Raw genomic sequence first — 17,824 nt, 5'->3', positions numbered from 1 at the left:
CCTCAACCCGCCAGCAGCAGATGCACGCCCAGGGCGCCTATGCCCAGGAAGAACACCCGGCGAAACGTCGCCGCGCTCACCCGATGCCGCAGCCACTGGCCGAACCACATGCCCGCCAGCGCCGGCACCAGCGCCAGCAGCGACGCCCAGGCTTCGCGGCCGCCCAGGTCGCCGCTGTGCACCAGGTCGCCCGCCAGCGCGATGGTCGAGGCGGTAAAGGCCAGGCCCATCGCCTGCACCAGCTCGTTGCGATCCAGGCCCAGCGCCTGCAGGTACGGCACGGCCGGAATCACGAAAACGCCGGTCGCCGAGGTGATCACCCCGGTGGTGGCGCCGACCACCGGTCCCAGCCAACCCTCCATGCGCAGCGGCACGGACAGGCGCACGGCGGACAAGCCGATCGCGGCATAGATCACCAGGGCGGCGCCAAGCGCATGGCCCGCCCAGCCGGTCGACCGCCCCGCCAGCCAGGCCGCCGCCCCCCACGTGCCGATGCAGACCGCCGCCAGCATGGGCCACAGCCGCCGCAACAGGTAAAGGAAGCGGCCGCCGATCGCCAACTGCCACACGTTGGTGACCATCGAGGGAACGATCAGCAAGGCCGCCGCCTGCGCCGGCAGCATGGCGACGCTGAGCAGGCCGATTGAAACGGTGGGCAGGCCCAGGCCGATCACGCCTTTGACGGTGCCGGCCACGAGGAAACTGGCCGTGACCAGCAGGATGAGGGCGGCGCCGCCTTCGCGGTAGAAATCGAGGATAGTGTTCATCATGGGTCGCCATGATGCCCTGCCGGCCGCCCGCTGGAAATGCGGATTACACTTAGCCTGCCTTCGGCACCGACGAAGGCAGCCTGATCATGCACTTCGACCTGACCGACCTGCGCCTTTTCCTCCACACCGTCGACGCCGGCAGCATCACCGCCGGCGCCGTGCGCGCCCACCTGGCCCTGGCGTCGGCCAGCGCCCGCCTGCGCGCGCTGGAGGACTCCCTGGGCACGCCGCTGCTGGCTCGCGGCCGCCGTGGCGTCACGCCCACCCCGGCGGGCCATGCGCTGGCCTACCACGCGCGCAGCCTGCTGCAACAGGTCGACCGCATGCAGGGCGATCTCAGCGACTACGCCGGCGGCCTGCGCGGACGCGTGCGCCTGCTATGCAACACCGCGGCGATCAGCGAATACCTGCCCGAACCCTTGGGCGCGTTCCTGCGCGAGCATCCCAATATCGACGTCGACCTGGAGGAAAGGGCCAGCCATCGCATCGTGCCTGAACTGCACGCGGGCAGCGCCGACGTCGGCATCATCTCCGACGCGGTATCGCTGCAAGGCCTGGAGACCTTTCCCTTTCGCCGCGACCGCCTGGTGCTGATGGCGCCGGCAGACCATCCGCTGGCCAAGGCGGGCCGCGTCTGTTTCGCCGACACGCTGGCGCACAACTACGTGGGCCTGGCGCAGACCAGCGCGCTGGCGGCCTATCTCGACGACCAGGCCGCGCGCGCCGGCCACCGGCTGCGCGTGCGGGTCCGGGTCAACAACTACGACGCCATGGCGCGCATGGTCGTCCAGGGCGTGGGACTGGCCGTGCTGCCGCGCCCCGCCGCCCTGCGCCGGCGCGGCACGCGGGTCCTTATACTGGAACTGGACGATGCCTGGGCCGATCGTCGCTTGATGCTGTGCGTACGCAGCTGGGACGCGCTGCCGCACTATGCGCAGGCGATGGTGCAGGCCCTGCGCGGCCCCGTGGGAGCCTGACCGCGGTATTTGACCTCGTATTTGACCTCGGTATCCGACCGTTGGAGCCTGACGATGAACAATCCCGATTTCCTGACCACTCCCAAGCCGGCCGTCGCCCTGGACCCCGGCGCGCGCGCCTCGGTGCGCATCGCCATCACCTACTGCACGCAATGCCACTGGCTCTTGCGAGCGGCCTGGATGGCGCAGGAGTTGTTGTCCACGTTCTCGACGGACCTGCGCGAGGTCGCCCTGGTGCCTGGCACCGGCGGCATCTTCCAGGTCCACTGCGGCGATGTGCTGCTGTGGGATCGCAAGCGCGATGGCGGCTTTCCGGACGCGAAAACCTTGAAGCAGCGGGTGCGCGACCAGGTCGACCCGGGCCGCGACCTGGGACACGTGGACGGCAAGCCGGCCGCGCATCCGCAGGGCTAGGCCTGGCCGCCGCTTGTGAACCGCCTTACAGCTTCGCCACCGACACTTCGGTCGACTTCACGAAGGCCAGCACTTCCGTGCCCACCTGCAAGTCAAGCTCCTGCACGGAGCGGGTGGTGATGACGGACGTCACGATGCCGGCAGGCGTATCGATATCCACCTCCGACACCACGGGGCCGGTGATGATCTCCTTGATCTTGCCGCGAAACTGGTTGCGTGCGTTGATGGATTGAATGGCCATGCGGAAATACTCCTCGGGGGAAAAAAGGTTCGGATACTTCAGATGCTGAAGCGAGCCTGGGCCAGCAACTGTCCGACGTCGTAGCGCTCGCCCGGCGGCGGCGCGACATGGCGCGCCAGCTGCTCCACGCCAGCGTGCAGGCGGGCATTCAGCTCGTCGTCAAGAACGGCGATGCCATCGTCGGTCAGGCGCACTTCCTTTTCGGTGGCGAAGACGCTGGCAAGGATGTGGCGCGCGCCCAACGCCGACAACACCGGCTTGAGGGTGTATTCGAGCGCCAGCAGGTGGGCCAGGCTGCCGCCGGTGGCTATGGGCAATACGACCTTGCCGGCCAGGGCCTTTTCATCCAGCAGATCCAGCACCGCCTTCAGGCCGCCGGAAAACGACGCCTTGTAGACAGGCGTGGCCACCAGCAAGGCGCTGGCCGCATGGACGCGCGCGCGCAAGGCCGCGGCGGCGGGGCCGGCGTAATGACCTTCGATCAGGTCCTCGGCCGGCAGGTCGCGCAGACCCAGCGTGCTGACGGCGAGGCCGCGCTCGCCCAACAGGGCGGCGGCGCGATGCAACAAGGCGGAGGAACGGGATGTGAGGGAAGGACTGCCAGCCAGCGCAAGTACGGTCATCGATGTTTGTTTGCCACGGAAAGCGCCGGCACCCGCATAAGGCATGAAGGCGACAAGGCTTGAAGGCATCGAGATGCCTGAGGCCGGCACGAAATGAACACTGGGCGAAATGCTAGGGCCCGCATCGCGTCGCAACAACGAAATATCCGGCATATGGGTATGACCGCCCGCCACATGACCCGCGGCAATGATCGCGGCGGCGGCTGCGGCGATCGCGGTCGCAACATCCGCTTTCAAGAAATGCGGAATCCACCTGATGTCTTTCGCAATAACCTTATGCAAGAATCGCCGGAACCGGGCGCTACGCCCCGGCCGCGCGCCCCGTCGCCACACGGGGCAAGGAGCAAGCCTGATGAAGAACCGTTCCAGCTTATTGTTCGCCGCCGCCCTGTTGGCCGCCAGCTGCAGCGCGCCGGTCTGGGCGCAAACCACGCCGGCGCCGGCCGCCCCGGGCGCCAGCAAGACGCCGGCTACTCCCAGCACCGGCAAGACGCTGACCCCGCAGCAGCAGCGGATGTCCGAGTGCAGCACCGCCAACAAGGGCAAGACCGGCGAGGCCTACAAGGCCGGCGTCGCCTCCTGCCTGAAGGGCGAGAAGCCCGCCGAGAACGGCAAGGCGCTGACGCCGCAGCAGCAACGCATGAAGGACTGCAACGCCCAGGCCGCCACGAAGTCGCTCAGCGGCGATGCCCGCAAGACTTTCATGAGTACCTGCCTGAAAGGCAAGAGCTAGGCGCCGGTCCGCGCGCGGCCATGCAGGCCGCGCCCCCAGCCCGGGACAGGCAGCTGGAAAGACATAAGGCCCCTCATGGGGCCTTATGTCTTGGATCGTACGCTTTGGGTCCCAGGCTTTGGGTCCCAGGTTCTGGATCCTGCGCTTTGGATCCTGCGCCTGGAGTCCTACATCCTGGATCCCACGTCCCGGGTCCCACGTTTTATCCCGCGCTCAATACGTCCCGGGCACCAGCACGTCGCGGTCGATCTGGTGGATATCGCGATAGCCGCACAGCGCCATGGTGATATCCAGCTCCTTGGCCAGGATCTCAAGCACCTTGGCCACCCCTTCGCGGCCGCCCGCGCCCAGGCCATAGAGGAAAGGCCGCCCGATCATCACGCCGCGCGCGCCCAGCGCGACCGCGCGCAGGATGTCCTGGCCCGACCGGATGCCGCCATCCATCCACACCTCGATATCCTTGCCCACGGCATCGACCACCTGCGGCAGCATGGACACGGAAGATACGGCGCCGTCCAGCTGGCGTCCGCCGTGGTTGCTGACGATCAACGCATCCGCCCCGGTGTCCACCGCGTGGCGCGCATCCTCGGGATCGAGGATGCCCTTGAGGATCAGCTTTCCGCCCCAGCGCTTCTTGATCCACTCGACGTCGTCCCAGTTCAGGGTCGGGTCGAACTGTTCCGCGGTCCACGCCCCCAGCGACGACAGGTCCGTCACCCCCTTTGCGTGGCCGGCGATGTTGCGGAAAGTGCGGCGCTGCGTGCGCAGCATGTTCCAGCACCAGGCGGGCTTGGTGGCCAGGTTCAGCAGGTTGCCCAGCGTCATGCGCGGCGGCGCGCTCAGGCCGTTGCGCAGGTCCTTGTGCCGTTGTCCCAGGATTTGCAGGTCGAGGGTCAGGACCAGGGCCGAGCACTTGGCCGCCTTGGCGCGGTCGATCAGGCGTTCGATGAAATCCCGGTCCCGCATCACGTACAGCTGGAACCAGAACGGCGCGGACGTATGCGCCGCCACGTCCTCGATCGAGCAAATGCTCATGGTCGACAACGTGAACGGCACGCCGAAGGCCTCGGCCGCCTGCGCCGCGAGGATTTCCCCGTCGGCGTGCTGCATCCCGGTCAGGCCGGTCGGCGCCAGGGCCACCGGCATGGCGGCGGACTGGCCGACCATGGTCGTGGCCAGGTTGCGGTTTTCCATATTGCGCGCGACGCGCTGGCGGAAACGGATCTTCTGCAGATCCGCTTCATTGGCCCGGTAGGTCGACTCCGTCCATGAACCTGAATCGGCGTAGTCGTAGAACATGCGCGGAACGCGCCGGCGCGCCACGCGGCGCATGTCTTCAACGGTTGCAATAAAGGTGTTGGATGGCAGGGGCATGGTGTTGTGCGTGACAGACAAGAACGAGGCGAGAGCTTAACCCACGCAAATCCCATGGGCTTTTTGCGCCGCAACATGCCGCGACTCCGTTCCCTGCGGGATTACCCCATCCGCCAAAAGCATGCAACGGTATACCGATATAGCGTTTGCCCGCCTTGCGCGAACTCGGAACATCCCTAAAAATACTTGTTACTTTTCGTATTGCTCCCGACACGCCCTGCGTCCTGCCGGGCGACTCGGCCGGGGACACCGCGAAAAGGCAGTGCAAGGGGGCTGACTGGCGCGACATCCATGTCGATTCAACGCGCAGGCCGGGGCCGGGCGGCATCGGCCGCGGGCTCCTGACGGCATCCCGGGCATACGTCCGCAATATCCGATCATCTGCTGAAACCGCCCTGCCCGGGTCCACGATCATGAAGCTGCCGTTCCCCCCGCCTTGGAAGATGTGAGCCGTGTCAGCCGTCCAACTGGCATTGCGCCGCCCGTATACGTTCATCGTCATGGCCTTGCTGATCCTGTTGGCGACGCCGTTCGCGCTGCTGCGCATGGCGACCGACATCTTCCCGGAAATCAATATTCCGGTGATCAGCGTCATCTGGTCCTACAACGGCCTGTCCGCACAGGAAATGGGACTGCGCATCGCCGCGTCCAACGAGCGCGGCCTGACCACCACGGTCAGCGATATCGAGCACATCGAGTCGACGTCGCTGGCCGGCATCAGCGTCATCAAGATCTTCTTCCAGCCCACCGCCAACATCCAGACGGCGATTGCCCAGGTGGTGGCGGCCGAGCAGACCCAGGTGCGCCAGCTTCCGCCCGGCATCACGCCGCCGCTGGTGATCAAGTATTCGGCGTCCAGCATCCCGGTCATCCAGCTGGGCCTGTCCAGCCCCACCCTGCCCGAGCAAACCCTCTATGACGTCGCCATGAACCAGTTGCGCCCGCAACTGGTCACCATCCCGGGCGTCGCGGTGCCGGCGGCCTATGGCGGCAAGTCGCGCGTGATTTCGGTGGACCTGGACCTGCAGGCACTGCAGGCGCGCGGCCTGTCGTCGTCCGACGTGGTGAATGCCATCAACGCCCAGAACCTCATCCTGCCCTCGGGCACGGCGAAGTTCGGCGAGACCGAGTACTCGATCAAGATGAACAGCTCGCCGGTCACGCTGGCGGGCATGAACAACCTGCCGATCCGTTCCATCCCGGGGGGCGGCACCACCTACCTGCGCGACGTCGCGTACGTGCGCGACGGCTTCACGCCGCAGACCAACGTGGTGCGCCAGGACGGCATGCGCGGCGTGCTGCTGTCGGTATTGAAGAACGGCGGCGCGTCCACGGTGGACATCGTCAACAACCTGCGCGAGATGCTGCCGCGCGCGGTCCAGCTGCTGCCCGCCGACGTCAAGGTGACGCCGCTGTTCGACCAGTCGGTATTCGTGAAGGCGGCCGTCAAGGGCGTGGTCATCGAGGCCCTGATCGCCGCCGCGCTGACCGCCGCCATGGTGCTGCTGTTCCTGGGCAACTGGCGCAGCACGCTCATCATCGGCCTGACCATTCCCCTGTCCATCCTGGCCTCCATCCTGGTCCTGCAAATCACCGGCGAAACGCTGAACCTGATGACGCTGGGCGGCCTGGCGCTGTCGGTCGGCATCCTGGTCGACCAGGCCATCGTCACCATCGAGAATATCGAGCGCCACCTGCACCTGGGCACGGAGCTGAAGGAGGCCATACTCACCGGCGCCAATGAAATCGGCACGGCGGCCCTGGTGTCCACGCTGTGTATCTGCATCGTGTTCGTGCCGATGTTCTTCCTGTCCGGCGTGGCCCGCTTCCTGTTCGTGCCGCTGGCCGAGGCGGTGGTCTACGCCATGATCGCGTCCTATATCCTGTCGCGTACCCTGGTCCCGACGCTGGTGATGCTGCTCATGGCCGGCCATCACGAGGCCTCGGCCAGCAACAGCCTGCTGCAACGCCTGTACCGCGCCTTCGACCGCCGCTTCGAACTGCTGCGCCGCGCCTATACCCTGGCCCTGTCGGCGCAGTTGTCGCGGCGCAAGGCCTTCGCCCTGGCCTTCCTCGGCTTCAGCCTGCTGTCCTGCGCGCTGTACCCCTTCCTGGGCCGCGACTTCTTCCCCAACGTGGACGCCGGCCAGTTGCGCCTGCACATGCGCGCGCCCACCGGCACGCGCATCGAGGAAACGGCGCGCCTGGCCGACGAGGTGGAACGCCACATCCGCACCCTGATTCCCGCCGACCAGCTGGAAACCATACTCGACAACCTGGGCGTCCCGAATAGCGGGATCAACCTGTCATATAGCAATGCCGGCACCTTCAGTACGCTGGATGGGGAAATCCTGATTTCCCTGCGGGAGGGCCATGAACCCACCGAAAAATTCGTGTCCCTGCTACGCATGGACCTGCCGCGCCAGTTTCCCGGCGTGGAGTTCTTCTTCCAGCCCGCCGACATCGTCACACAGATCCTGAACTTCGGCCTGCCGGCCGCCATCAACGTGCAGTTCACCGGCCAGAACTACGCCGCCAACGCGGAGCTGGCGTCCGAGCTGGTCAAGGCGGTGCGCAAGATTCCCGGCGCGGTCGACGCCCACGTCCACCAGCGCCTGGACCTGCCCACGGTCAACCTGGAAATGGACCGGTCGCGCTTGCAGCAGGTGGGCCTGAGTCCCGCCAACGTGGGCCAGAACGTACTGATCGCCCTGTCCGGCAGTTCGCAGACCTCGCCCGCCTTCTGGCTCAATCCGCAGAACGGCGTGGTCTACAACGTCACCACCCAGACGCCGCAATACAACATCGACTCCCTGGACCGCCTGCTGAACCTGCCGGTGGGCGCCACGGGCGCCGGCGCCGGCACGCCGGGCGGCAGCACGCAGTTGCTGGGCAACCTGGTGGAGGCCACCCAGTCGCGCCAGCCCGCCGTGATGTCGCGCTACAACATCCTGCCCGCCATCGACGTCTACATCAGCGTGCAAGGCACCGACCTGGCCAGCGTGGCCACGCAGGTCGAACGCGAGGTGGACGCACTGCGTCCCAAGCTGCCGCGCGGCAGCCAGCTGGCCATACGCGGCCAGGTGCAGACCATGCAGTCGTCCTTCCTGGGCCTGGGCGTCGGCCTTGCCATGGCCATCGTCCTGGTCTACCTGCTGGTGGTGGTGAACTTCCAGTCCTGGATCGATGCGCTGATCATCATCAGCGCCCTGCCCGCGGCCCTCGCGGGCATCGCGTGGATGTTGTTCGTCACCGGCACCACGCTCAGCGTGCCGGCCTTGACGGGCGCCATCATGACCATGGGCGTGGCCACCGCGAACTCCATCCTGATGGTGTCCTTCGCGCGCCAGCGGCGCGAGGAAGGCGCCACGATACTGGCCAGCGCGCTGGAGGCGGGCGCCACCCGCATCCGGCCGGTGCTGATGACCGCCCTGGCCATGATCATCGGCATGATCCCCATGGCCTTGGGCCTGGGCGAAGGCGCCGAGCAGAACGCGCCCCTGGGGCGCGCCGTCATCGGCGGCCTGCTGTTCGCCACCGTGTCCACCCTGTTCTTCGTGCCGGTGGTCTACGCCGGCGTCCATACCAGGCTGGCCCACCGCGCTGCCGCCCGTGCGGCGCGCCGGGGTCCGCCCCGCAATAATGCAACCCCCGGCCCCGCGCGGCAGGAGAGCTGATTCATGTCGGAAGAAAGACACCACGCGCTCGGTATCCATTCCCTGAGCGGCGAACCAGGCGGCGCCGACCTGCCTACCCGCGATCGCATCGTGCGCCGCCTGCGCTGGCTGACGTTGGCCGTGCTGGTGCTCCTGGCCCTGGGCGCGGCCCGCACCATCATCGCGCGGGTGCAGAACGCCAGCGACCTGCGCGAAGGCACCGCCCAACGCGCCATCCAGTACGTGCAGACCGCCATGCCCGCCGCGCCGGACAAGGGCCAGACGCTGTCCCTGCCCGGCACGCTGCAAGGCTACGTGCAATCGCCCCTGTCGGCGCGCGCCAGCGGCTACCTGAAGCTGTGGACCAAGGACATCGGCAGCCGGGTCGAGAAAGGCGACCTGCTCGCGGAAATCGAGACGCCCGAGATCGACCAGCAGCTGTCGCAGGCCGTGGCCGCGCGCGAGCAGGCGGCCGCCGCCATGGACCTGGCGCGCAGCACGCAGTCGCGCTGGGAAGCCCTGCGCCAGAAGGACGTGGTCTCGCAGCAGGACCTGGACGAAAAGCGCGGCGCCGCCGCCCAGGCGCGCGCCAACTATGCGGCGGCCCAGGCCAACGAACAGCGCCTGCGCCAGCTGGAAGGCTTCAAGCGCATCGTGGCGCCCTTCGCCGGCGTGATCACGCGACGCAATGTCGACGTCGGCGACCTGATCGACGCGGGCAGCGGCCGCCCCCTGTTCGTGCTGTCGCAGACCGATCCGCTGCGCGTGTACCTGAACGTGCCGCAGAGCTATGCGCAGCGCGTCAAGCCGGGCCAGCATGTGGTGGTGACGCAGGCCGAACTGCCCGGCCAGGCGTTCAAGGGCGTTATCGCCCGCACGGCCGCCTCCATCGATCTCGCCACGCGCACGATGCAGGTGGAAATCTCCCTGCCGAATCCGGACAAGATGCTGCTGCCGGGGGCGTATGTGCAGGTGGACCTGCACCTGCCGCCAGGCGATACGCTGGTGCTGCCGGCCAATGCGCTGATGTTCCGCCGCGAAGGCGCGCTGGTGGCCGTGGTCGACGACGCCGGCAAGGTCAGCCTGCGCAAGGTGACGCTGGGCCGCAACTACGGCCAGACGGTGGAAGTGCCGCAGGGCGTGACGGCCACCGACCGCGTGGTGCTCAATCCTGCCGATTCGCTGGCCAACGGGGACCAGGTAGCAGTGGCGGACAATGCAGGCGGCAAGGCTGCGCAGGGAACCGATACCGCCGCTACCGCCGGCGGACAGTCCGCCAACCGCGAGGCCGCCAAGGCGCCCGCCCAGGGCCGCGACAAATGAGCCGCACGCCGACGACGCTCCACCGCGAGCCCGGCCAGGCGCCCGCCCGCCGGGCGCGGGCCGTCCCGCGCCTGCCCCGGCTGCTACCCCTGGCCGGCATGCTTCTGCTGTCCGCCTGCAGCCTGGCGCCCGAGTATCACAAGCCGGCGCCCGACATGCCGGTGAGCTGGAAGCTGGAAGCCCCCTGGCGCACCGCGACGCCGCGCGACGACATGCCCAAGGGCGCCTGGTGGCTGCGCTACCAGGACCCCGCGCTGGACGCCTTGCAGGAAAAGCTGCTGGCGGCCAACCCCAGCCTGGAGATTGCCACCGCGCGCCTGGCGCAGGCGCGTGCCCAGGCCACCGCGGCGACGGCCGGGCTGTTTCCCACGATAGGCAGCAGCGCCCGCGTGCAGCGCCTGGAGATCTCCGGCAACCGTCCTCTCACCAATTACGCGTCGCCGCAATACCAGACGGTTCAGAACGACTACACGTTGTCGTTCAACGCCAGCTACGAAGTGGACCTGTTCGGCCGCGTGCGCAACTCGGTCGCCGTCGCCCGCGCCAACGCCGAGCAGTCCGAGGCCGACCTGCGCAATGCGCGCCTGGTGCTGACCGCGGAGCTCGCTTCCAACTACGTCAACCTGCGCTCACTGGACAACGAGCTGGACGTGGTGCGCCGCTCGGTCGGCCTGCAGCGGCGCGCGCTGGAGCTGATCACCGCGCGCTACGACGGCGGCGCGGCGTCCGGCCTGGAAGTGGCCCAGCAACAGGCCCTGCTCGACAACACACTGACGCAGATCGATATCCTGGCGCGCCAGCGCGCGCAGTACGAACATGCCATCGCCAGCCTGACCGGTACGCCCGCGCCGCAATTCGAGCTGGCGCCCGATGTGCGCGCGTTGACGCCTCCCGCGATCCCGCTGGGCGTGCCGTCGGACGTGCTCGAACGCCGCCCGGACGTGGCCGCCGCCGAGCGCGCCATGGCGTCGGCCAACGCGCAGATCGGCGTGGCGCGCGCCGCCTTCTATCCCAGCGTCATGCTGGGCGCCGGCTACGGCGTGGACAGCCGCGTGCTCGGCGCCCTGTTCGACGGCCCCAGCACGCTGTGGAACCTGGGCGTCTCAGTGGCGCAGACCGTGTTCGACGGCGGACGCATCAGCGCGAACGTCGACTTCGCGCGCGCCGGCTACCAGGCCACCGCGGCCAACTACCGCCGCGTGGTGCTGGGCGCCATGCAGGAAGTCCAGGACGGCATCAGCGGCCTGGCGGCGCTGGAACGCGCCAGCACCCAGGCGCGGACCGCCGTGGCGGACAGCCGCAAGGTGCTGGACATGGCCACGTCGCGCTATGCCGGGGGCGCCACCACCTACCTGGACGTTATCACGGCGCAGCAGGCGGTACTGAACACGGAACGGCAGGCGGCTCAATTGGCCGGCCAGCGCATGCTGGTGTCGGTCTTCCTCATCAAGGCGCTGGGCGGCGACTGGGAAGCCGCGCCGGCCGTGGCCGACAGCGGAGGCGCGCCCGCACGGCCCTGACCGCGGATTTGGGTATCGCGCCCGATCCGCTTACGATAGTCCGGTGCAAAACGAAAGGAGAGCACCGTGACCACGTCCTCGACCCCCACGTCGTTGAAACAGAAGCTGCAACGCCCCGACCTCTTGCGCGACGCCTGCTACATCGATGGCAAGTGGCAGGGCGCGGATGGCGGCGCCAGCATCCCCGTCACCAACCCCGCCACCGGGGCCACCATCGTGTCGGTGCCCAAGCTGGGCCGCGCCGATACGGAATACGCCATCGCCCGCGCGCAGGCCGCCCTGCCCGCCTGGGCGGCCAAGCCGGCCAAGGAACGCGCGGCCGTCCTGTTGAAGTGGGCCCAGCTGATGATGCGGCACCAGCAGGACCTGGCCGCCATCATGACGTCGGAACAGGGCAAGCCCGTCACCGAAGCCGCCGGGGAGATCGCCTATGCGGCCTCGTTCCTGGAATGGTTCGGCGAAGAGGCCAAGCGCATGGACGGAGAGGTGCTGCAAAGCCCCAAGGGCGGCCAGCGCATGATGGTGCTGAAGCAGCCGATCGGCGTGTGCGCCGCCATCACCCCCTGGAATTTCCCGGCGGCCATGATCACCCGCAAGCTGGGTCCCGCGCTGGCGGCCGGCTGCACCATGATCGTCAAGCCCGCGCAACAGACCCCGCTGACGGCCCTGGCCCTGGCCGTGCTGGCCGAGGAGGCCGGCGTGCCCGCCGGCGTGATCCACGTCATCACCGGCAGCTCCAGCGAGATCGGCGGGGCCCTGTGCGAGAGCGAGGTCGTGCGCAAGCTCAGCTTCACCGGCTCGACCGAAGTCGGCCGCAAGCTGATGGCGCAGTGCGCCCCCACCATCAAGAAGCTGTCCCTGGAACTGGGCGGCAACGCGCCTTTCCTGGTATTCGACGACGCCGACCTGGACAAGGCCGTCGACGGCATCATCGCGTCGAAGTTCCGCAACGCCGGCCAGACCTGCGTCTGCGCCAACCGCATCTATGTGCAGGACGGCGTCTACGACGAATTGGCCGCGCGGCTGGTCAAGAAGGTGGAGGCCCTGAAGGTCGGCGACGGCTTCGATAGCGGCGTCACCCAGGGTCCGCTGATCGACGAGAACGCGGTAGCCAAGGTGCGCGAGCATATCGACGACGCCACCAAGCACGGCGCGAGCATCCTCGCCGGGGGCCATCCGCATGCGCTGGGCGGCACCTTCTTCGAACCCACCGTGGTGCGCGACGTCACGCAATCGATGCGCTTCGCGCAGGAGGAAACCTTCGGGCCGGTGGCGCCGCTGTTCCGCTTCCGTACCGAGGAAGAGGCCCTGGCCATGGCCAACGACACCATCTTCGGCCTGGCCGCCTACTTCTTCACGCGCGACAACGCCCGGGTCTGGCGGGTATCCGAAGGCCTGGAATACGGCATCGTGGGCATCAACACGGGCCTCATTTCCAACGAGGTCGGCCCCTTCGGCGGTGTCAAGCAGTCCGGCCTGGGGCGCGAGGGATCGCGCCACGGGCTGGAGGAATATGTCGAGCTGAAGTACCTGTGCATCGACATCGCGGGATGATGCGCTGCCTTCAGACCGTCGGCGTCATGCCGCCGGTCATGGGTACGATCACGCCTACGACGTAGCTGGCGCGCGCGCTGCTCAGGAACAGCGCGACGTCGGCGACTTCCTCGGGCTTGCCGTAGCGACCCAGGGGAATGCGCGACTGGCTGTCCTGCAAGACCTGCTCCTTGCTGACGCCCAGGCGCTTGGAATCCACGTCCAGCGCCTGGTCCACGCGGCCCGTATAGGTGGAACCGGGATTGATCGCATTGATGCGTATGCCTTGCTTCGCATAGTGCTGCGCCAGGCCGAGGGTGGACAGCATCAGCGCCGCGTTGGCCGAACCGCCCGCCACGTGGGTCACGGAAGGTTGCTTGCCGCCGTTGCCGATGATGTTGACCACGCTGCCGCGCTGGCGCGTGCGCATGCGCTTGAGCACGGCGTCCTGCGTGTAGACGTAGGGAAAGAACTTGGCGTTCATGGCGGCCTGCCACTTTTCCGCATCCAGCGTGTCCGGGTCATAGCGGCGCGCGGCGCCGGCGCTGTTGACCAGGATATCGATGGGCCCCAGTTCGGCCTCGGCCTGCGCGACGGCGCGCTCGGCCTGCGCCGCGTCGGTGAGGTCGGCGGCGATGGCGACGATGCGCGCGCCATGCTGCGCGAGCGGCGCCAGCTCCGACACCGCCGCGTCCAGGCCCGCCTGCCCGCGCGCGATGATGGCCACGCTGGCGCCTTCGGCCAGATAGGCCCGCGCCACGGCATGACCGATGCCCTTGCTGCCGCCCGTGACGACGGCCACCTTGCCTTTCAATTCGAGATCCACGCTCTGTCCACCTGTTGTTGTGCTGTGCTGTCCGGCGCCACCGCCGTGCAGGGCATCGTACACGCAAAAAGTGCCGGCGCGTGGACGCCGCGCCTGGCGGCAAGCTGAATCCGGCCTCGGCCAGGGCGCCGGGGCCCGGCTCGTGGCCCGGCTCAGTAATGCGGCGGGATCTCGTCGCGCAGGCTGGCCAGCGTCGTGCCGGCGCCGGCCTGGTCGACCTGCTGCCGCATGTCCGCCAATTGGCGGGCAAGGCCGTCGATCTCGCGTTGTTGGCGCAGGATGACCTGGTTGAGCTGTTCCAGCATGTCGTCGGCGAAGGACGCCTTGATTTCCAGCTCGTCGACGCGACGAGTCAATTCCTGAATGTTTTCCATGTGCGTATGCGTGGTTGATGCAACTTCTGTGTTGATGCAACGTCTCAATAGCCGATCGCGGCGCCCGCCGGCCGGCGGGCGTCATTGGCGCCGTACAGATAGCCTTCCCGCACGGTGCCCGAGACAGCCGCGTCGTTGCCCGAACTGGACGCCGTCGCATGCCCTGGTCCTGGCAGGCCCACGAGGATCAGCGCGGTGGCGCCCCAGGGACTTTGCTCGACCATCTTGTAGCCCATGCCGCGCAGCAGGGCCAGGGTATCCGGCGACAGGCCGTAGTTCTCGTAGTAGACCTCATCGGGCAGCCACTGGTGATGGACCCGCGGCGCGTCCACCGCCTGCTGCGGCAGCATGCCGTGGTCGATGATGTTGAGCGCCGTCTCCAGGAGGATCGTGATGATGCGCGGACCGCCGGGCGACCCCAGCACCATGTAGGTCTTGCCCTGCCAGGTGACCAGCGTGGGCGCCATCGACGAAAGCGGCCGCTTGCCGGGCGCGATGGCATTGCGCTCGCCCTGTACCAGCCCACCCATATTGCGCGTGCCCGCCTTGGTGGTGAAATCATCCATCTCGTCATTGAGAAAGAAGCCCGTGCCGGGCGCGATCACCGTCGCGCCGAAACGGCCGTTGATCGTATAGGTGGTGGACACGGCATTGCCGTCCTTGTCGATGACGGAGTAGTGCGTGGTCTCCGGTTTCTCATGCGGCGCCACGCCCACCCCAAGGTCGCTCGATGGCGTCGCGCGTCCGGCCTCGATGCGCGCGCGTATGCGTTCTGCATAGCCGGCGCTCAGCAGATGCGCGACGGGATTGGCGACGAAGGCCGGGTCGCCCAGCAGCATGTTGCGATCCAGGTAGGCATGGCGCATCGCCTCCACCATGACATGCACCGACTGCGCCGAACCATATCCCATCGCGCGCAGGTCATAGCCGGAAAGGATGTTCAGGATCTGGCACAGGGTCGTGCCGCCGGAACTGGGCGGCGGCGCCGACACGAAGACATAGCCGCGATAGGCGCAGCGCAGCGGCTCGGTCTCTTGCACGCGGTAGGCGGCGAAGTCGGCGGCGGTGATCACCCCGGCTCCCGCCCGCGCAGCGGCCTCGACCGCCGCGGGAATGCGCCCCCGGTAAAAGGCGTCCGGGCCCTGTTCGGCGATGGCCTGCAGGGTGCGGGCCAGGTCCGTCTGCACCAGCCGGTCGCCCGGCTGCAAGGGGCTGCCGTCCGGCCGCAGGAAAATGCGCGCTGCCTCCGCATCCTGGCGAAAGCGCTTGACGCCGAGGTCGAGCAGGTCCGTATCGGCGCGCGTCAGCACGAAGCCGTCGCGCGCCAGGGCAATCGCCGGCGCCATGACCTGCAGGCGCGTCAGCCGGCCATAGCGCTGCCGCGCTGTCTCCAGCCCCAGCACCGTGCCCGGCACCGCCACGGCGCGATAGCCGTGCAGGCTGGCCCCGGGTATCAGCTCTCCCGCTGCGTCCAGGTACATGTCCGGGCGCGCCGCCGCGGGCGCGGTCTCGCGGAAATTGATGAAGCGGTCGCGGCCGTCCGCCAGGTGCAGCGTCATGAAGCCGCCGCCGCCGATATTGCCGCAACAGGGATTGACCACGGCTTCCGCATACCCCACCGCCACGGCGGCGTCGACGGCATTGCCGCCCTGCTTGAGGATGTCCACTCCGACGCGCGCCGCCAGCGCCTGCGCGCTGACCACCATGCCGTTGCGGGCCTCGACGGCGGGCAGCGTGGCGGCCCGCGCCGGCGCCGACGCGCCGTCCGCGATACCCAGCACAAGGGCGGCGACCAAGGGGGCGGCCAAAGGGGTGACCAAAGGGGCGACCAAACGGGCGACCATAGGAGCGACCACCGCGGGCGCGATGCGCGTTCGCGTCGCGCGACACAAGCGGGTGATGGAGCGGAAGCGGATGGAAGGCATGTGGTCCTTGAACGATGGCGCCCTGGCCGGCCATTGTAAGTTCCATAAACAAACATCCCCGCTAATGAATGCTGCGTCGGACGGTCTTTTGAAAACCTGCATTGTCGCGCCAGCCCAGCTTGCCAGACGGAAGACGCTTCGGTATCTTGCCTTTTTCTCTCACGAACTTCGCCCAGGTGACGCCAACATCCACCAACGCGGCGCGCAACATTTTCCTTCCCCGCCTCGCTTTCGTGCTCGCCTACGGGCTGCTGGCCGTGCTGTGCATGCGCCAGCGCGACACGGTCACGATGTCCACCCTGCTCTGGCCGCCCGCGGGCCTTCTGCTGGCGGCGCTGATGCTGAGTTGTCGGCGCCGTTGGCCGGGGTGGATGGCGTTGTCGGCCACCCTGCATATCGCCAGCAGCATCCTGGTCGCGCAGCGCGGCCTGGCCGCCTCGCTGATCTTCGCTGTCGGAGACCTGGTGCTTTGCGGCGCGGTGGCCGCGATCTGGCGCGCGCGCACCGCCGACCGCCGCAGCCTGGCCCGGGTCGGCAGCGTGCTGTGGTTCGTCCTGCCCCTCGCCGTGGGCGCCGTGGCCGGCGGCTGGCTGGTGGCCCAGGGGCTGCACGCCGTCGACCACGCCATCGACACCCATCACTGGTATATCTGGACCCAGGCGGCCTTCGTCGGCTGCCTCATCACCACCCCCTTGATCATCGCCTGGTCCAACTGGCGCACGCAGGCCTTTATCGAGCAGGACTTGCGCAACCTCTGGCTGGGGCTGGCCGCCGCCCTGGCCCTGCTGGCCGGCACCACCCTGGTCTTCAACAAGCAATGGTCGGATTGGCTGTGGCAAGGCCGCCCGGCCGCGGACCTGACCTACGCGCCGCTCGTCTTCCTGGCGTTCGTCGCCGTGGCCTGGGGCCAGGCGGGCTGCACGCTGGTCGTCACGGGCCTGGCCATCGTCACCGGTTCCTACACCCTCAGCGGCCTCGGCCCTTACGGCAGCGTGGGCGGCGCGGGCAGCGTGCCGCTGGTCGCGATCCAGGGATTCCTGGGCGCCGCCGCCTTGCTCAGCCTGCTGCTGGGCGCGCTCAGCGCCGACCGCGAGCGGGCCGCGCGCGAAGCCCTGGCCTGGAAGCAGCAATTGCAGTCAGCGCTGCGCACCAGCCATCACCTGGCCTGGGAGTTCTTCCCCGATACCCAAAGAGTGGTCTGGCTGGGGGAATTCCCTTCGCCCTACGGTCCCGCCTGCCAGCCGAGCACGACTGTCGAACAATGGCTGTCCCATGTCCACGAGGAAGACCGGGAACGGCTGTCGGCCTGGGTCGAGAGCACGGGCAAGCCGGATGCCGCGCGACGCATGCGCGTGCGGCTGCGGTGCGCCGACGGTCTATACCACGAGGTGGAGTTGAACGGATCCGCCGTGCGACTGCCGGACGGCTCGGTCGCGTCCGTCACGGGCCTGCTCAGTCCCTGGGGCGACACGAGTTGGCTGTAGTGGTTGGCCGTTGTAGTTGGCCGTAGTGATTGGCTAAAGTGACTGGCTACA

The 17,824-nt window shown here is 68.1% G+C and carries 15 protein-coding genes; 8 read left to right on the top strand and 7 right to left on the bottom strand.

The genetic code is table 11. The features are described 5' to 3' along the window. Positions 1-2: 2 nt before the first annotated feature. Positions 3-767 (bottom strand): sulfite exporter TauE/SafE family protein, encoded by a 765-nt coding sequence (locus C7R54_RS10005; RefSeq protein ID WP_129150468.1) that lies wholly within the window; start codon positions 765-767, stop codon positions 3-5. An 89-nt stretch (positions 768-856) separates the two neighbouring features. Between C7R54_RS10005 and C7R54_RS10000 the strand changes: the two genes are divergently transcribed. After that, entirely contained in the window at positions 857-1,747 is an 891-nt protein-coding gene (locus C7R54_RS10000) for a LysR substrate-binding domain-containing protein (RefSeq protein WP_129150020.1), read from the top strand. Positions 1,748-1,801: 54 nt separating this feature from the next. Further along, complete coding sequence (locus C7R54_RS09995; RefSeq protein WP_129150019.1) at positions 1,802-2,161, top strand: Rdx family protein; 360 nt, start codon at positions 1,802-1,804, stop codon at positions 2,159-2,161. Positions 2,162-2,186: 25 nt separating this feature from the next. On the opposite strand, the gene C7R54_RS09990 is transcribed toward C7R54_RS09995, so the two are convergent. After that, complete coding sequence (locus C7R54_RS09990; protein ID WP_094853509.1) at positions 2,187-2,402, bottom strand: TOBE domain-containing protein; 216 nt, start codon at positions 2,400-2,402, stop codon at positions 2,187-2,189. 38 nt (positions 2,403-2,440) lie between these two features. Next, positions 2,441-3,025, bottom strand: coding sequence for an NADPH-dependent FMN reductase (gene ssuE / locus C7R54_RS09985; protein WP_129150018.1), 585 nt, complete (start codon positions 3,023-3,025; stop codon positions 2,441-2,443). A 352-nt stretch (positions 3,026-3,377) separates the two neighbouring features. Here ssuE and C7R54_RS09980 point away from each other — a divergent pair, with 352 nt between their 5' ends. After that, positions 3,378-3,758, top strand: coding sequence for a PsiF family protein (locus C7R54_RS09980; protein WP_129150017.1), 381 nt, complete (start codon positions 3,378-3,380; stop codon positions 3,756-3,758). Positions 3,759-3,971: 213 nt separating this feature from the next. On the opposite strand, the gene C7R54_RS09975 is transcribed toward C7R54_RS09980, so the two are convergent. Further along, positions 3,972-5,132 carry an alpha-hydroxy acid oxidase gene (locus C7R54_RS09975; protein ID WP_129150016.1) on the bottom strand — a complete coding sequence of 387 codons (1,161 nt, stop codon included), beginning with the start codon at positions 5,130-5,132 and terminating at the stop codon, positions 3,972-3,974. A 452-nt stretch (positions 5,133-5,584) separates the two neighbouring features. Between C7R54_RS09975 and C7R54_RS09970 the strand changes: the two genes are divergently transcribed. The 4 genes from C7R54_RS09970 (at position 5,585) to C7R54_RS09955 (ending at position 13,185) form a co-directional block, all read left to right on the top strand. Further along, complete coding sequence (locus tag C7R54_RS09970; RefSeq protein WP_129150015.1) at positions 5,585-8,809, top strand: efflux RND transporter permease subunit; 3,225 nt, start codon at positions 5,585-5,587, stop codon at positions 8,807-8,809. Positions 8,810-8,812: 3 nt separating this feature from the next. Continuing rightward, complete coding sequence (locus C7R54_RS09965; RefSeq protein ID WP_129150014.1) at positions 8,813-10,111, top strand: efflux RND transporter periplasmic adaptor subunit; 1,299 nt, start codon at positions 8,813-8,815, stop codon at positions 10,109-10,111. Positions 10,112-10,209: 98 nt separating this feature from the next. After that, entirely contained in the window at positions 10,210-11,631 is a 1,422-nt protein-coding gene (locus C7R54_RS09960) for an efflux transporter outer membrane subunit (protein WP_129150466.1), read from the top strand. Positions 11,632-11,697: 66 nt separating this feature from the next. Then, on the top strand, positions 11,698-13,185 hold the full coding sequence (locus C7R54_RS09955; RefSeq protein ID WP_129150013.1) for an NAD-dependent succinate-semialdehyde dehydrogenase: 1,488 nt from the start codon (positions 11,698-11,700) through the stop codon (positions 13,183-13,185). Positions 13,186-13,195: 10 nt separating this feature from the next. Here the strand turns inward: C7R54_RS09955 and C7R54_RS09950 are convergent, their stop codons facing one another. The 3 genes from C7R54_RS09950 to ggt all read right to left on the bottom strand — a co-directional run bounded on the left by C7R54_RS09950 (position 13,196) and on the right by ggt (position 16,208). After that, positions 13,196-13,990, bottom strand: a complete 795-nt coding sequence (locus C7R54_RS09950) for an SDR family oxidoreductase (RefSeq protein WP_129150012.1) — start codon at positions 13,988-13,990, stop codon at positions 13,196-13,198. Between the two features lie 152 nt (positions 13,991-14,142). Further along, on the bottom strand, positions 14,143-14,364 hold the full coding sequence (locus tag C7R54_RS09945; protein ID WP_129150011.1) for a SlyX family protein: 222 nt from the start codon (positions 14,362-14,364) through the stop codon (positions 14,143-14,145). 44 nt (positions 14,365-14,408) lie between these two features. Next, positions 14,409-16,208, bottom strand: a complete 1,800-nt coding sequence (gene ggt / locus C7R54_RS09940) for a gamma-glutamyltransferase (RefSeq protein WP_129150010.1) — start codon at positions 16,206-16,208, stop codon at positions 14,409-14,411. Between the two features lie 227 nt (positions 16,209-16,435). Between ggt and C7R54_RS09935 the strand changes: the two genes are divergently transcribed. Continuing rightward, the gene (locus C7R54_RS09935; protein ID WP_129150009.1) at positions 16,436-17,773 is read left to right on the top strand and encodes an MASE1 domain-containing protein; all 1,338 of its coding nucleotides are present in this window, start codon (positions 16,436-16,438) and stop codon (positions 17,771-17,773) included. Positions 17,774-17,824 lie beyond the last annotated feature (51 nt).

It is taken from the genome of Achromobacter aloeverae, assembly GCF_004121055.1.
GTDB lineage: Bacteria > Pseudomonadota > Gammaproteobacteria > Burkholderiales > Burkholderiaceae_B > Bordetella_C > Bordetella_C aloeverae.
Note: the sequence above shows the minus strand (reverse complement) of the source record. Positions and strands in the feature narration are given on the sequence as shown.

Bases quoted from the DNA above. Each gene is read 5' to 3' on its own strand.
- C7R54_RS10005 (WP_129150468.1), bottom strand. From the start codon at position 767: ATGAACACTATCCTCGATTTCTACCGCGAAGGCGGCGCCGCCCTCATC.
- C7R54_RS10000 (WP_129150020.1), top strand. From the start codon at position 857: ATGCACTTCGACCTGACCGACCTGCGCCTTTTCCTCCACACCGTCGAC.
- C7R54_RS09995 (WP_129150019.1), top strand. From the start codon at position 1,802: ATGAACAATCCCGATTTCCTGACCACTCCCAAGCCGGCCGTCGCCCTG.
- C7R54_RS09990 (WP_094853509.1), bottom strand. From the start codon at position 2,402: ATGGCCATTCAATCCATCAACGCACGCAACCAGTTTCGCGGCAAGATC.
- ssuE (WP_129150018.1), bottom strand. From the start codon at position 3,025: ATGACCGTACTTGCGCTGGCTGGCAGTCCTTCCCTCACATCCCGTTCC.
- C7R54_RS09980 (WP_129150017.1), top strand. From the start codon at position 3,378: ATGAAGAACCGTTCCAGCTTATTGTTCGCCGCCGCCCTGTTGGCCGCC.
- C7R54_RS09975 (WP_129150016.1), bottom strand. From the start codon at position 5,132: ATGCCCCTGCCATCCAACACCTTTATTGCAACCGTTGAAGACATGCGC.
- C7R54_RS09965 (WP_129150014.1), top strand. From the start codon at position 8,813: ATGTCGGAAGAAAGACACCACGCGCTCGGTATCCATTCCCTGAGCGGC.
- C7R54_RS09960 (WP_129150466.1), top strand. From the start codon at position 10,210: ATGCTTCTGCTGTCCGCCTGCAGCCTGGCGCCCGAGTATCACAAGCCG.
- C7R54_RS09945 (WP_129150011.1), bottom strand. From the start codon at position 14,364: ATGGAAAACATTCAGGAATTGACTCGTCGCGTCGACGAGCTGGAAATC.
- ggt (WP_129150010.1), bottom strand. From the start codon at position 16,208: ATGGTCGCCCGTTTGGTCGCCCCTTTGGTCACCCCTTTGGCCGCCCCC.